This window comes from Serratia sp. 121840015-1, from assembly GCF_053627655.1.
Window position 1 is genome coordinate 2450207 of sequence record NZ_JBSEYF010000001.1, and the last position, 15274, is coordinate 2465480.

The following is a 15274-nucleotide window of genomic DNA, read 5'->3' on the forward strand; positions in this document are numbered from 1 at the left end:
TTAAAAAATCATTTGATTGTCGATAATTACGCCAACCTGGTTCATCATCTGGCAACAAATGCTGTACATCTTCTCTTTATCTCTTAGGATCGTCGGCAATAAAGTTATCTGATACGTGAAGAGTAAAACTGATGGAACTAGAATACGAAAGCAAACGCCCGCTCTACATCCCTTACGCCGGCCCGATTCTGCTGGAATTTCCGCTGCTGAACAAAGGCAGCGCTTTCACCGAGGAAGAACGTAGCCACTTCAACCTGCACGGCCTGCTGCCGGAAGCGGTGGAAACCATCGAAGAACAGGTGGAACGCGCCTACCGTCAGTACCAGGATTTCAAGAACGACAACGACAAGCACATCTACCTGCGCAACATCCAGGACACCAACGAAACCCTGTTCTACCGCCTGCTGGACTCGCACCTGAGCGAGATGATGCCGATCATCTACACCCCGACCGTCGGCGAGGCCTGCGAACACTTCTCCGATATCTATCGCCGCGCGCGCGGGCTGTTCATCTCCTACCCGAACCGCGATCGCATCGATGACATGCTGCAAAACGCCACCAAGCAGAACGTCAAGGTGATCGTGGTCACCGACGGCGAGCGTATCCTCGGCCTGGGCGACCAGGGCATCGGCGGCATGGGCATCCCCATCGGCAAGCTGTCGCTGTACACCGCCTGCGGCGGCATCAGCCCGGCCTACACGCTGCCGGTGGTGCTGGACGTCGGCACCAACAACCCGCAGCGCCTCAACGATCCGCTGTACATGGGCTGGCGCCATCCGCGCATCTCCGGCGAGGAGTACCACGCCTTCGTCGAAGAGTTTATTCAGGCGGTCAAACGCCGCTGGCCGAACGTGCTGCTGCAGTTCGAAGACTTCGCGCAGAACAACGCCACCCCGCTGTTGAACCGCTATCGCGACGAGATCTGCTGCTTCAACGATGACATCCAGGGCACCGCCGCGGTCACCCTCGGCAGCCTGATCGCCGCCAGCCGCGCCGCCGGCAGCCAGCTGCGCGATCAGACCGTCACCTTCCTCGGCGCCGGTTCCGCCGGCTGCGGCATCGCCGAGCAAATCATCGCGCAGATGAAGTCCGAAGGCTTGAGCGAAGACGAAGCGCGCGCCCGCGTATTCATGGTCGACCGCTTCGGCCTGCTGACCGACAAACTGCCGAACCTACTCGATTTCCAGAGCAAGCTGGTACAGAAGAGCGACAACCTGGCCGGTTGGGAAACCGCCAGCGACGCCATCTCGCTGCTGGACGTGGTGCGCAACGCCAAGCCGACCATTTTGATCGGGGTGTCCGGCCAGCCGGGGCTGTTTACCGAAGAGCTGATCCGCGAAATGCACAAGCACTGCGAACGCCCTATCGTGATGCCGCTGTCCAACCCGACCTCGCGCGTGGAAGCCCGTCCGGAAGACATCATCAACTGGACCGACGGCGCCGCCCTGGTGGCAACCGGCAGCCCGTTCGCGCCGGTGAGCTATAAAGAGCAGCTGTACCCGATCGCCCAGTGCAACAACTCCTACATCTTCCCGGGGATTGGCCTCGGCGTGCTGGCCTCCGGCGCCACCCGCGTCACCGACGCCATGCTGATGGCCGCCAGCCGCGCGCTGGCGGACTGTTCGCCGCTGGCCACCGACGGCCACGGCGCACTGCTGCCGAATATCGACGATATTCAGGGTGTGTCGAAGTGCATCGCCATGGAAGTGGGCAAAGCGGCGCAGCTGCAGGGCGTGGCGATCGTCACCTCCGAAGACGCGCTGTCGAAAGCCATCGAGCACAACTTCTGGCGGCCGCAGTACCGCAGCTACAAGCGCACCTCGTTCTAACTGGCGCGCTAAATTGACCCAGCCCGGCTCCGCCGGGCTTTTTTGTGCGGCAAAACCGCCTAAAAATGCGGCGTTGCGCGTGCTTCAGGCGGTTCGCGTCTTGCGTCGATCGGTCAGGTAAAGTAGCCTTGATCCATCTTTTTCAGCCCGGCGCGCGTAAGGCAACAACATGTGGAAACGCCTGATCATCAGCCTGTTCATCATCATTGCGGTGTTGATGGGTTCGGCTATTGCGCTGGATCGCTGGATCAGCTGGAAAACCGCGCCTTACGTCTACGACGAACTGCAGGAATTGCCGCACCGCCAGGTCGGCGTGGTGCTCGGCACCGCCAAGTATTACCGCACCGGGGTGATCAACCAGTACTACCGTTACCGCATTCAGGGGGCGATCAACGCCTATAACAGCGGCAAGGTGAAATACCTGCTGCTGAGCGGCGACAACGCCCAGCAAAGCTATAACGAGCCGATGACCATGCGTCGCGATCTGATCGCCGCCGGCGTGGCGCCGAGCGATATCGTGCTGGACTACGCCGGTTTCCGTACCCTGGACTCCATCGTGCGCACCCGCAAGGTGTTCGACACCAACGATTTCATCATCATCACCCAGCGTTTCCACTGCGAGCGCGCGCTGTTCATCGCCCTGCACATGGGCATTCAGGCGCAGTGCTACGCGGTGCCGTCGCCGAAAGACATGATGACGGTCCGCGCCCGCGAGATCTTCGCTCGCCTGGGCGCGCTGACCGATCTGTACATCCTCAAGCGCGAACCGCGCTTCCTTGGCCCGCTGATCCCGATCTCCGCCATGCACACCGTGCCGGAAGACGCCCAGGGCTATCCCGCAGTTTCACCGGAACAGTTGGTGGAGCTGGAGCACAAGCTGAAAGAAGAGAAGCAGAAAGCCAAACAGCCCTGACGCGGCAAACGCCCAAAACAAAGGCCGGCAATAAGCCGGCCTTGTGGTCTGCGAGGCGATAAATCTACTTCTTCTTGGCGTATTTCAACGAGTCCAGCGCCACGGCGAAGATGATGATGCTGCCCTTGATGATGTACTGCCAGTACGGGTTGATGCCGATATAGGTCAGGCCGTAGTTGATGACGGTGAAGATGATCACCCCGGTCACCACGCCCCACACCGTACCCACCCCGCCGGCGAAGGAGACCCCCCCCACCACGCAGGCGGCGATGGCATCCAGCTCGTACATAAAGCCGAGGTTATTGGTGGCGCTGCCGATGCGCCCCGCTTCCAGCAGGCCGCCGAAGGCGTAGAACACGCCGGACAGCGCATAGATCATGATCAGGTTCAACGGCACGTTGACCCCGGACACCTTGGCCGCTTCCGGGTTGCCGCCGATGGCGAAGATGTTCTTGCCGAAGCGGGTCTTGGTCCACAGGATCCAGACGAATATGATGGCGATCAGCGCATAGAAGGTAATGTACGACAGCTTAAAGTCGCCGAAGCGCAAGAAGCCTTGGGCAAAGGTGGAAAACTTCGGATCGAACCCCGCGACCGGCGAAGCGCCGACCGAATCGTAATACAGCGAGTTGATGCCGTAGACGATGATCATGGTGCCCAGCGTAGTGATGAACGGCGTCACGTTGAGATAGGCGATAATCAGGCCGTTAACCAGGCCGATCACCGCGCCGACCGCACACACCAGCAGGATGACCAGGGGAATCGACCAGGTTTCCATGTGCGGGAACACCTTGTTGACGTTATCCATCGACTGCAGCAGCGTGGCCGCCACCACCGCCGCCAGCCCCACCTGCCGCCCGGCGGACAGGTCGGTGCCCTGGGTCACGATCAGCCCCGCCACGCCCAGCGCGATGATGATGCGCACCGAAGACTGCGTCAGGATGTTACTCAGGTTCATCAGGCTGAGGAAAGTCGGATCCTGAATGATGATGATGGCCAACAGCACCAGCAACACCACGTAAATGCCGCCTTCCTTGAAATAGGTAAATAAGGTTTTTTTATTTAGCGCGTTCATAATTCCGATCCTTAAAGGTGCAGGGAGGCGAGACGTAAGATTTCATTTTGCGAGGTCTGTTTGGTGTTAACGATGCCCGCAACCTGACCATTGCTCATCACCAAAATACGGTCGGTGATCCCCAAAAGCTCCGGCATTTCGGACGAGACGATAATGATCCCCTTGCCCTTCTTCGCCAGTTCGGTCATCAGCTGATAAATCTCGAACTTGGCGCCCACGTCGATGCCGCGCGTCGGTTCATCCAGCATCAGGATCTCCGGCTGCGTCAGCAGCCAGCGGCCGATGATCACCTTCTGCTGATTGCCGCCGGACAGCGAGCCGATATGGGTGTGATGCCCCGGCGTTTTCACCCGCATGGCGTCGATAACCCACTGGGTGTCGCTCTTCATCCGCGCGTTATCCAGCAGGCCGAGCTTGTTTTTATAATTGCGGATATTGGAGATCAGCGAGTTGAAGCCCACGTCGAGGTAGGCATAAATCCCGGTGGAACGGCGTTCTTCGGTCACCAGCGCAAAACCGTGATTGATCGCTTCGTTGGCGCTGTGGTTGTCGATCGCCTTGCCGTGCAGCTTGATGGTGCCCGCCACCTTTTCGCGAATGCCAAACAGCGTCTCGACGATATCGGTGCGCTTGGCGCCCACCAGCCCGGCGATGCCGAGGATCTCGCCTTGGTGCAGATCGAAGGACACGTCGCGGATCGAGGGCTGGCGCAGCGACGTCAGGTTCTTCACCTCGAGGATCACCTCACCCGGCGTGTTCTGCCTGTCGGGGAAGCGCTGGCTGAGCGAACGGCCGACCATCATGGCGATGATCTTGTCCATATCCAGCCCTTCCAGCGGCTGGGTGGCGATCCACTGCCCGTCACGCAGCACCGTTATCTCGTCGCACAGCTGGAAGATCTCTTCCATCTTGTGCGAGATATAGACGATGCCGCAGCCGCGCTCTTTCAGTTTGCGGATGATGGTGAACAGGTGATTGACCTCTTTTTCCGTCAGCGAAGAGGTCGGTTCATCCATGATGACGATTTTGGCGTCGTAGGAGAACGCCTTGGCGATCTCGATCATCTGCATCTGCGACACCGACAGGTTGCCCACCTTTTCACGCGGGTTGATGTCGATATCCAGCTCGTCGAAGATCGCCTGGGTGTCTTTGAGCATTTTTTCCTGATCGACGAACAGGCCTTTGGTCGGGTAGCGCCCCAGCCACATGTTGTCCATCACGGTGCGCTGCAGCACCAGGTTCAGCTCCTGGTGCACCATGGAAACGCCGTGCTCCAGCGCTTCTTTCGAACTCTTGAAATCGATCTCCCGGCCCTGAAACACAATGCTGCCGCTGTCTTTTTTGTAAATGCCGAACAGGCATTTCAGCAACGTCGATTTCCCCGCGCCGTTCTCCCCCATCAGGGCGTGAATCGAGTGCGGGCGGACGCGTAAATTGACATTGTCCAAGGCTTTGACGCCGGGAAATGACTTACAGATATCCGTCATTTCCAGCAGAAATTCGCGTGAGCTATCGGCCATAAATACACCTGGCTTAACGATCTTGCAGTCGTAAACATCCCCGCCAGCGGTATTCCTGGTGTTGGCGCCGCCGGCGGGGTCTTAGCGGGATCTCAATTCTTATTTAACAAACTGAGACAGGTTGTCTTTATCTACGCCGACGTAAGGAATACGCACGACTTTATTTTCGATTTTATATTGGGTGCCTTCGGTGGCCGGCTTGCCCGCCGCCAGGTTCTTCGCCAGCTCGAAGGTGGCTTTCGCCTGGTTGTCGGCATCGTTCAGCACCGTGCCCGCCATCGCGCCGGATTTCACCAGCGCCAGCGCTTCAGGCAACGCATCGACGCCAAACACCGGGATACTGGTCTTGTTGTGCGCTTTCAGCGCTTCCACCGCGCCCATTGCCATGGCGTCGTTGTTGGCGATCACCACTTCGATCTTGTTGGCGTTCGGGCCGGAGAGCCAGGCGTCCATCTTGTCCTTCGCCTGCGCGGTATCCCACATCGCGGTATCCATCTGCAGCTGCTGGGTCTTGATGCCTTTTTCGTTCAGCGTTTTCACCACGTAGGTGGTGCGCGCTTCGGCATCCGGGTGGCCCGGTTCGCCCTTCAGCAGCACATACTGGATCTGGCCGTCTTTGTTCAGATCCCAGGCCGGATTGGCTTTCCAGTGTTTGGCGATCAGCTCGCCCTGGATCACGCCGGATTCTTTGGAATCGGTGCCGACGTAATACGCCTTGTCGTAGCTGTCCAACGCCTTGCGGGAAGGTTCTTTGTTGTAGAACACTACCGGGATATCGTTTGCGCGCGCCTTATCGATAACCACCGGCGCCGCGGCCGGGTCGACCAGGTTGATCGCCAGCGCTTTCACGCCCTTGGCCAGCAGCACGTCGATCTGATCGTTCTGCTTGGACTGGTCGTTCTGCGAGTCATTCATCAGCAGGGTGACGTCCGGTGAAGCCTTGGCGTCTTTCTCAATAGCCTTGCGCACCACCGACATGAAGTTGTCGTCGTACTTGTAAATCGTGACGCCAATACGGGTGTCAGCATGGGCTGCGGCGCCAAACATCATGGCTGCGGCCATGGCGGCCAGGGTGAAAACCTTCTTATTCATTGTCAGTCTCCGGTTCTGTGTAGGGTATTACTCGTCTTTGAGCCAATGGTCACCGGCAGTGCGCACACCCCAGGCCAGGCGATTTCCACTCAACACCTGTCGTCCGTGGATCTTGTTATTTCCGAGAAATGCTGTGTCAGCGCGAGGTAAAGGTTGCAGCGGCAAGGGCCTTTGCGCCGGAAAACGCCTAGAGCATAGACGGCGCGATGTTAATATTCTGTGAATTTTCTCACAGATTGAAAACGGTTACACAAGATTAAATCGTCAGAGAGTGACCGTCGCCTCACTTTGCCAGGGGGCGACAGAATGGCGCCGTACCAGCGTCGGCATGAACAGATGAGCGGCCTGCGGCTCCGCCAGGCCTGCTGCGCCCTGCAACGCCAGCTCGGTCGCCAGCGTGGCCATCGAGACGATCGGATAGCGCACCGTGGTGAGCTTGGGGCTGGTGTAACGCGCGATGGGGATGTCGTCGAAGCCGATCAGCGAGAAATGCTGCGGCACTGTGATACCGTTTTCTTTCAGCACCGCCATGGCGCCGGCGGCCATGGCGTCGTTGTAGGCGAACACCGCGCTCAGCTGCAGGTTACGCCCCAGCAGCTCCACCATCGCCGCCTCGCCGCCCTGCAGATCCGGCGAACCGTAGGCGCGCCAGTTGTCGGGCGTGGCCAGCCCGGCGGCGGCCATCGCCTGCGCATAGCCCTGCTGGCGCAGCGGCCCGTCTTCGATCGGGTGATTGGAGCCCAGATAACCGATGCGCCGATGGCCCTGCGACAGCAAAAGACGCATCGCCATTTCCGCGCCGCAGACGTTATCCAGCCCGACGCAGCGCGGCTCATAGCCGGGGATAATCCGGTTGATCAGCACCATGCCCGGCACCTGCTCCAGAAAGCCGATCAGCTCGGCGTCGCTCAGGGCTTTGGCATGGACAATCAGGGCATTACAGCGCTGGCGGATCAGCACTTCGATCGCGTGGCGCTCTTTGTCCGCCTGATGATAGCTGTTGCCGATCAGCAGGTATTTGTGGTGTTTCTGCGCCACCGTGTCTACCGCTTTCACCAGCGCGCCGAAGAACGGGTCGGAGACGTCCATCACCACCACGCCCAGGGTATCGCTGCTTTGGGTCGCCAGCGCCTGCGCGTTGGCGTTGGGGCGATAGCCCAGCTCCGCCACCGCCTGCAGCACCTGCTCACGCGTCTCCTTGCTGGTCAGCGCGCTGTGGTTCAGCACGCGGGAGACGGTTGCCACGGAGACCCCGGCGCGTTTCGCCACGTCGCGAATGGTGATCGGATGAACTGGAGGCATGCGGGATCCTGAAATCGGGGTAGTGGCCGGTGGCGCTATCCTACCCCGATTGGCCCGCTGCTCGCGTGAATTACGTCACAGGAAAGAAAACGTTTACATACATTTTTTTAACCTGCCGGCTGGCGCTCACTTCTGCGTTTTGGGTTCCGCTGCGCCGGCGGCCAGCTGCGTCAGCTTGCGCCACAGCCATTCCATCGGCCCCTGAGCGAAGTAACGCAGCCACAGTGCGGAAAACGCCAGGTTGGCCAGCCAGACCAGCGGCACGAACGCCAACAGCTGCAGCCGGTCGAACTGCGCATAGAGACCGAAGCGATAAAACAGCGTGGTGCAGATCAGCGTTTGCAGCAGGTAGTTGCTCAGCGCCATGCGCCCCACCAGGGTCAGCCAGTGGGCGATGCGCATGCGCGACAGCGCGGGCCAGAAACCGTAGCACAGCGCCAGATAGCCCATGGCCTGCAGCGGGGCGCCCAGCTCACGCGGCACCTGCAGCAGGAAACCGCTCCAGCGATAGTCCCAGTGGACCTGCCATTGCAGCGCCACCGCCGGCAGCTGGATCAGCACCGAAAGCGGCAGCAGCCACGCCGCCTGCCGCAGGTAATAACCGGAGGAATAACTGCCGCGCAGCCAGCCGCTGCGCATCAGCCCGGCGCCGAACAGCATCAGCCCCGCCAGCTCCCAGCCATACTGCGCGCCGATGGCCAGCAGGCTGGACGAGAGCAGATCGGCGCGGCTGCGCCAGGCTTCGAAACCGCCCTGCAGCTTCCAGAACTTCTCGTACTGCAGCTCCGCCACACCCGGCTGCCAGAAGCTGCCCGGCTCACCGTGCGAGACGAAGCCGAGCAGCAGCAGCACCGCTACGCCGATCAGATAGAGCACCACGCCGGTTTTCAGCAGTTGGAAGGTTTCTTTGGCTTCGCGGATCATGCGCCAGCACACCAGGCCAATCAGCCCATAGGCCAGCAGAATATCGCCGTCCCACAGGAAGATGGCGTGCGCGAGGCCGAACAGCACCAGCCACGACAGCCGCGCGCGGATCCAGCTTTTGCCGCGCCGCAGCAGCATTTGCAGCCCGGCGCCGAACAATAGCGCGAACATCGCCAGGAACTTGGCCTGGGCGAAGAGATCGAGCAGCGCCCAGGTCCAGGCGTCGCGCGACGACGGCATGCCCAGATAGGCCGGGTTGAGATAGGCGGCCTTCGGCAAGCCGAAGGCGCTGATGTTCAGCAATAAAATGCCGAGAATGGCGATGCCGCGCACGCAGTCCAGCGTGGCAATGCGCGGCAGAGGGTGACTGTTCATTTTTTATCGCTGTCTTCCGCTCATGAAAAAGGCGCCCGCAGGCGCCTGTTGTCGTCGTGCGGGTCGCCCCGCAACGCCATCACCCCTGGTGATGACGCACCGCGCGCAGGAACTCCTGGCGGGTATTCTGGCTGGACTTGAACAGCCCCCCCAACGAGGTGGTGGTGGTGGCGCTGGTCGCGTCGCGGATGCCGCGCGCCTTGACACAATAATGGACCGCATCGATCGATACCGCCACGTTATTGGTGCCGAGCAGCGTCTGCAGCGCCACCAGGATCTGCTGGGTCAGGCGCTCTTGCACCTGCGGACGCTGAGAGAAGAACTGCACGATGCGGTTGATCTTCGACAGGCCGATCACCGAGTCTTTCGGGATATAGGCCACGGTGGCCTTGCCGTCGATGGTCACGAAGTGGTGCTCGCAGGTGCTGGTCAGCGTGATATCGCGCACCGTCACCATCTCATCCACCTTCATTTTGTTCTCGATGACGGTGATTTTCGGGAAGTTGGCGTAGTCCAGCCCGGAGAAGATCTCGTCGACATACATTTTGGCGATGCGATGCGGCGTCTCCGCCAGGCTGTCGTCGGACAGATCGAGATTCAGCAGCTGCATGATTTCGGTCATGTGCTCTTTGATGCGGCGCTTGCGCGTTTCGCGATCCAGCACTTCCCCGCGCAGCGGTGTCTCCAGACCACGCTCTTCCAGCGCCGCATGCACCAGCGCGGCTTCTTTACTTAATGATGTCATGTACTTGTTCTCCTGCGGACGGAACCCGCCGGCGGCCTGGTAGGGCGTGCGGCCGGCGAATTGCTTGCTCTCGTGACGGCAGAGTTTTCGTGATGGATAACGTGAACCCGGTCAAGATTTTGCCCCCACTGTAGATGAGAGCGCGGCGATTATCCAGTGATTGTGCTTCATCCGCAGGTGAAATATTCGCATTTAGCACAATCAGGCCGGCTGCGGGATTCCACGCTTTTTGTATGGATTTTAATCAGCGCATCGCCGTTTTTTGCGCCAACCGCCGCGCCGGGGTATTCACCACCAGCGCACCGGCCACCAACAGCGCCGCCACCGCCACGTACAACGCCGGCTCCAGCCGATGGGTCATGGCGGTCGACAGCGCCGACAGCATCGGCCCGACCAGCTGGCCGATCGCATAACCGGTGGTCAGCAATCCGGCCATGTAGCGCGCATGGCGCGGCGCCAGTTCACTGCCGTGCTGAAGGGCGAGCTGCACCACACAGAGAAAACCGCCGCCGGTCAGCAACGCTCCGAGTGCCAGGCCGGCCACGCCCGGCACCACTTCGGCGCTCAGCACGCCCAGCGCCTGTATCCACAGCGTGATCGCCAGTCGGGTCTGGGTGGTCAGCCGATGACGGGTCAAAATGCCGATAACGATCCCCAGCACCGCCGCACCGCCGAACACCGGCCAGACGAACTGCGCGAACAGGCTGCCGGGAAAACGTGCCGCCGCCATCTGCGACAAGAACGTCGCCGGCAGGATGTAGCCGAACCCGGCCAGGCTGTAGCTCCACACCAGGCGTTTGAGCGCCGGCGTCAGCAGCAGCGGCTCCGGGGCCACATCCGGGCGATGCAGCTCGCCGCTGCGCGGCAGAAAGGCGCTAATTCCTCCGACCAACACCAGCGCCAGCCCGCCATACACCAGCCAGGCCTGCGCTGCCGTCAGCCCCAGCGTGTTGATGCCCACCGCCAGCATGCCGCTGAGGAAGATACCGGCGCCTGGCCCGGCGAACACCGCCGCGCTCAGCGCCGGCCGGCCGTAGTGCGCCAACAGCTCGTTGGTCCAGGCCGCCACCAGCACCATCGCCCAGCCGCTGGCCCAGCCGATGACGAAGCGCAGCGCACCGTGCGTCCATTCATCCTGCGCCAGCGCCGACAGCAGCGTCAGCGCCATCGCGCCCCATACGCCCAACCACAGGCGCCGCTCGACGTGGCGCGTGGCGCGCATCGCGTCGTAGGCGCCGCACAGGTAGCCCAAATAGTTGATCGCCGCCACCAGCCCGGCGCCGGTGAGGCTGAACTGGTGCTCCGCGATCATCAGCGGCACCTGGGGAGTGAAAGCGAAGCGGCCAATGCCCATCGCGACGATCAGCGCGGCAAAACCGCTCAAGGCAATACGTAAAGCCATACCGGCATCCAAAAGGTTAAAAGAAAGTTGCCAGTATCATGCCGCAGTATTAAACTCACAAAAACTGAATAATAGTTATCAAGTTCATCACGAAACGAGAATATTATGGACCTGACCCAGCTTCGCATGTTCTGCTGCGTGGCGGAAACCGGCTCGGTCGCCCGCGCCGCCGAGCAGCTGCACCGCGTGCCGTCGAATTTGACCACCCGGCTGCGCCAGCTTGAGCAGGAGCTGGGCGCCGATCTGTTTATCCGCGAAAAACAGCGCCTGCGCCTGTCGCCGATGGGCCATAACTTTCTGTGCTACGCCAACCGCATCCTGGCACTGAGCGATGAGGCGATGAGCATCACCCACGCCGGCGAACCGGCGGGCAACTTCGCCCTCGGCTCGATGGAGAGCACCGCCGCCACCCGCCTGCCCTCGCTGCTGGCGGCTTACCACCAGCGCTTCTCGCAGGTTTCGCTGTCGCTGACCACCGGCACCTCCGGCGAAATCGCCGATCGGGTGCGCGCCGGCACGCTGGCCGCGGCGCTGGTCGACGGCCCGGTACCCTATGACGAGCTGAACGGCTGCATCGCCTATCCTGAACATATGGTGGTGATCTCCTGTCTCGATCACGCGCCGATCCACAGCGCCAAAGACGCCAATGGCGAAACGCTGTTCGCCTTTCGCGCCAGCTGCTCCTACCGCCTGCGGCTGGAGGCCTGGTTCAAGCGCGAAGGCGCGCGGCCGGGGCAAATTATGGAGATCCAGTCCTATCACGCCATGCTGGCCTGCGTCGCCAGCGGTGCCGGGCTGGCGATGATCCCGCATTCGGTGCTGAGCCTGCTGCCGGGCCATGAGCGGGTTCGGGTTCATACCCTGCCGCCGGACGTGGCCGACACCGCCACCTGGTTGCTGTGGCGCCGCGACGCGTTCGGGCCGAACGTGCGCGCGCTGAAAGAGTTGATTATTGAACAGACGGAAACCGCCGCTGTTGATGAAAGCACCCCCAACGATTTATCAGACGTTGTCGATATCGCCTGATTTAAAAAGAAAACCACTGAGGAGACTATGATGGAGATGATCAAAACCCGCGCCGCCGTTGCCTGGGGCCCGAACCAGCCGCTGAAGATCGAAGAAGTCGAGCTGATGCCACCGCAAAAAGGCGAAGTGCTGGTGCGGATCGTCGCCACCGGCGTTTGTCACACCGATGCCTACACCCTGTCCGGCAAAGATCCGGAAGGCGTGTTCCCGGCGATCCTCGGCCACGAGGGCGGCGGCGTGGTGGAAGCGGTCGGTGAAGGCGTCACCAGCGTGGCGGTCGGCGATCACGTGATCCCGCTCTACACCCCGGAGTGCGGCGAGTGCAAATTCTGTAAATCCGGCAAGACCAACCTGTGCCAGGCGATCCGCGCCACCCAGGGCAAAGGGCTGATGCCGGACGGCACCACGCGCTTCTTCAAGGACGGCAAGCCGATCTTCCACTACATGGGCACGTCCACCTTCTCCGAGTACACCGTGGTGCCGGAAATCTCACTGGCGAAAATCAACAAGGAAGCGCCGCTGGAAGAAGTGTGCCTGCTGGGCTGCGGCGTGACCACCGGCATGGGCGCGGTGATGAACACCGCCAAAGTGCAACCGGGCGACACCGTGGCGATCTTCGGCCTGGGCGGCATCGGCCTGTCGGCGATCATCGGCGCGCAGATGGCCGGCGCGGGCCGCATCATCGGCATCGACATCAACACCAGCAAGTTCGATCTGGCCCGCAAGCTGGGCGCCACCGATCTGATCAACCCGAAAGACTATGACAAGCCGATTCAGGAAGTGATCGTCGAGCTGACCGACGGCGGCGTCGATTTCTCCTTCGAGTGCATCGGCAACGTCAACGTGATGCGTTCCGCGCTGGAGTGCTGCCACAAGGGCTGGGGCGAATCGGTGATCATCGGCGTCGCAGGCGCCGGCGAAGAGATCTCGACCCGTCCGTTCCAACTGGTCACCGGCCGCGTCTGGCGTGGTTCGGCGTTCGGCGGCGTCAAGGGCCGTTCGCAGCTGCCGGGCATCGTCGAGCGCTATCTGGACGGCGAATTCGCGCTGAACGACTTTATCACCCACACCATGGGGCTGGAGCAGATCAACGAAGCGTTCGATTTGATGCACGAAGGCAAATCGATCCGTTCCGTCATCCACTTCGACCAATAAGCCAGGAGGCAGAGATGACGTTGTCATTGGAACTTCTCGAAGAGCACCGCATGTTCGGCGGCTGGCAGCAGCGCTATCGCCACGCGGCGCAGAGCCTGAATTGCAACATGACATTCAGCATCTACCTGCCGCCGCCGCGCGATGACAACCCGCCGCCGGTGCTGTACTGGCTGTCGGGGCTGACCTGCAACGACGAGAACTTCACGTTGAAAGCCGGCGCGCAGCGCATCGCCGCCGAGCTGGGTCTGGTGCTGGTGATGCCGGACACCAGCCCGCGTGGCGACGAAGTGCCGAACGACGAAGGCTACGATCTGGGCCAGGGCGCCGGGTTCTACCTGAACGCCACCCAGGCGCCGTGGGATCGCCATTTCCGCATGTACGACTACATCAGCGCCGAACTGCCGGCGCTGATCGAACAGCACTTCAGCGTCAGCGATCGCCAGTCGATCTTCGGCCACTCGATGGGCGGCCACGGCGCGCTGATGATGGCGTTTCGCAATCCGCAGCGCTTCCGCTCGGTATCGGCGTTCGCGCCGATCGTGAACCCGTGCCAGGTGCCGTGGGGCCGCAAGGCGTTCACCGCCTATCTGGGCAGCGACGAAAGCCAGTGGCTGCAGTACGACAGTTGCCATCTGCTGGCCAGCGGCGCGGAAAAAATGCCGGTCCTTATCGACCAGGGCGACGACGACCAGTTCCTGGCCGACCAGCTGCAGCCGGCGCGGTTAGCGGAGCTGGCGCGCCAGCGCGACTGGCCGCTGACGCTGCGCATTCAGCCGGGGTACGATCACAGCTACTTCACCATCGCCACCTTCGTGGAGGATCACCTGCGCTTCCACGCCGAGCACCTGTTCCGCTGATAAAAAAATCCGGGCGGTTAAACCGCCCGGATTTCTTCAAAAGCCATCATTGCCATATCCATACCTCATCCCTGTAATATACGCGGGTCAAATTTTCATCAATTATACTCGTAAACAGGGGTATGCCAATTCAGCGATACCCTCACCCCTTCAGTTTCGGATCGAGCGCATCGCGCAATCCGTCGCCCAACAGGTTGAAGGCCAGCACGGTGATGAATATCGCCAGGCTGGGGAAGATCGCCACGTGCGGCGCGATCACCATATCGGCGCGCGCCTCGTTGAGCATCGCCCCCCACTCCGGCGTCGGCGGCTGGGCGCCCAGGCCCAGAAACGACAGGCTGGCGGCGGTGATGATCGAGGTGCCGATGCGCAGGGTGAAATAGACCACGATCGAAGACAGGGTGCCCGGCAGAATGTGCCGCAGGATGATGGTCCAGTCCGAGGCGCCGATGCTGCGCGCCGATTCGATATAGGTCAGGTGCTTCAGCACCAGCGTATTGCCACGCACCAGGCGGGCGAAGGCCGGAATGCTGAAGATCGCCACCGCAACGATCACGTTGGCCATGCCGCTGCCCATGATCGCCACCACGCCGATCGCCAGCAGAATGCCGGGAAACGCAAACAGCACGTCGCAGACGCGCATGGTGAGGCGATCCCACCAGCCCTCATAGTAGCCGGCCAGCAACCCCAGCAGGGTGCCGATCGCCCCGCCCGCCAGCACCGAGAACACCCCGGCCGCCAGCGAAATGCGCGTGCCCATCAGGATGCGGCTGAAGATATCGCGCCCGAGGGAGTCGACGCCCAGCCAGTGCATCAGCGAAGGCCCTTCGTTCAGCCGGTCGTAATCGAAATAGTTTTCCGCATCGAACGGTGCCAGATAAGGCGCCAGCAGCGCCGCCGCAATCAGCAGCAGCACCAGCAGGCCGGCGACCAGCGCCGCCCGCTGGCGACGAAAACGCCGCCAAAACTCGCCCCACGGCGTGCGTACCGCGTTGGGGTCGATAAGCGGCATCGCCTTCAGTGCGGCGTTGCGCCGCCAATGCTTAATCATGCCGCGCC

13 protein-coding genes are annotated in these 15274 nt (G+C 61.4%); 5 read left to right on the plus strand and 8 right to left on the minus strand.

Annotation, left to right across the window (positions count from 1 at the left end):
* Positions 1-131: 131 nt before the first annotated feature.
* Positions 132-1829, plus strand: coding sequence for an NAD-dependent malic enzyme (locus ACUXAC_RS11875; RefSeq protein ID WP_004938945.1), 1698 nt, complete (start codon positions 132-134; stop codon positions 1827-1829).
* A gap of 169 nt (positions 1830-1998) precedes the next feature.
* Entirely contained in the window at positions 1999-2742 is a 744-nt protein-coding gene (gene sanA / locus ACUXAC_RS11880) for an outer membrane permeability protein SanA (RefSeq protein ID WP_004938948.1), read from the plus strand.
* Between the two features lie 64 nt (positions 2743-2806).
* Here sanA and mglC read toward each other — a convergent pair whose 3' ends face one another.
* From mglC to ACUXAC_RS11915, 7 genes are all read right to left on the minus strand, one after another.
* Positions 2807-3817: a galactose/methyl galactoside ABC transporter permease MglC gene (mglC, locus tag ACUXAC_RS11885; RefSeq protein WP_004938953.1), complete on the minus strand. Its 1011-nt coding sequence runs from the start codon at positions 3815-3817 to the stop codon at positions 2807-2809.
* Between the two features lie 11 nt (positions 3818-3828).
* Positions 3829-5337 (minus strand): galactose/methyl galactoside ABC transporter ATP-binding protein MglA, encoded by a 1509-nt coding sequence (gene mglA, locus ACUXAC_RS11890; RefSeq protein ID WP_033637724.1) that lies wholly within the window; start codon positions 5335-5337, stop codon positions 3829-3831.
* A gap of 99 nt (positions 5338-5436) precedes the next feature.
* Complete coding sequence (mglB, locus tag ACUXAC_RS11895; protein WP_038880978.1) at positions 5437-6429, minus strand: galactose/glucose ABC transporter substrate-binding protein MglB; 993 nt, start codon at positions 6427-6429, stop codon at positions 5437-5439.
* A 264-nt stretch (positions 6430-6693) separates the two neighbouring features.
* Positions 6694-7731 (minus strand): HTH-type transcriptional regulator GalS, encoded by a 1038-nt coding sequence (gene galS, locus ACUXAC_RS11900; protein ID WP_038880975.1) that lies wholly within the window; start codon positions 7729-7731, stop codon positions 6694-6696.
* Between the two features lie 126 nt (positions 7732-7857).
* On the minus strand, positions 7858-9030 hold the full coding sequence (yeiB, locus tag ACUXAC_RS11905; RefSeq protein ID WP_102984996.1) for a DUF418 domain-containing protein YeiB: 1173 nt from the start codon (positions 9028-9030) through the stop codon (positions 7858-7860).
* Between the two features lie 79 nt (positions 9031-9109).
* Entirely contained in the window at positions 9110-9775 is a 666-nt protein-coding gene (folE, locus tag ACUXAC_RS11910) for a GTP cyclohydrolase I FolE (protein ID WP_004938969.1), read from the minus strand.
* Between the two features lie 244 nt (positions 9776-10019).
* Complete coding sequence (locus tag ACUXAC_RS11915) at positions 10020-11177, minus strand: YbfB/YjiJ family MFS transporter (protein ID WP_421115198.1); 1158 nt, start codon at positions 11175-11177, stop codon at positions 10020-10022.
* 105 nt (positions 11178-11282) lie between these two features.
* On the opposite strand from ACUXAC_RS11915, the gene ptrR reads away from it, so the two are divergent.
* The 3 genes from ptrR to fghA are packed head-to-tail and all read left to right on the plus strand — an operon-like array spanning position 11283 to position 14215.
* Complete coding sequence (gene ptrR, locus ACUXAC_RS11920; protein WP_016928453.1) at positions 11283-12203, plus strand: putrescine utilization regulator PtrR; 921 nt, start codon at positions 11283-11285, stop codon at positions 12201-12203.
* Positions 12204-12233: 30 nt separating this feature from the next.
* Positions 12234-13358 carry an S-(hydroxymethyl)glutathione dehydrogenase/class III alcohol dehydrogenase gene (locus ACUXAC_RS11925; RefSeq protein ID WP_038880962.1) on the plus strand — a complete coding sequence of 375 codons (1125 nt, stop codon included), beginning with the start codon at positions 12234-12236 and terminating at the stop codon, positions 13356-13358.
* Between the two features lie 14 nt (positions 13359-13372).
* Positions 13373-14215 carry an S-formylglutathione hydrolase gene (gene fghA / locus ACUXAC_RS11930; protein WP_015377214.1) on the plus strand — a complete coding sequence of 281 codons (843 nt, stop codon included), beginning with the start codon at positions 13373-13375 and terminating at the stop codon, positions 14213-14215.
* Between the two features lie 142 nt (positions 14216-14357).
* Here the strand turns inward: fghA and gsiD are convergent, their stop codons facing one another.
* Positions 14358-15266 (minus strand): glutathione ABC transporter permease GsiD, encoded by a 909-nt coding sequence (gsiD, locus tag ACUXAC_RS11935; protein ID WP_019454428.1) that lies wholly within the window; start codon positions 15264-15266, stop codon positions 14358-14360.
* Between the last annotated feature and the right edge of the window lie 8 nt (positions 15267-15274).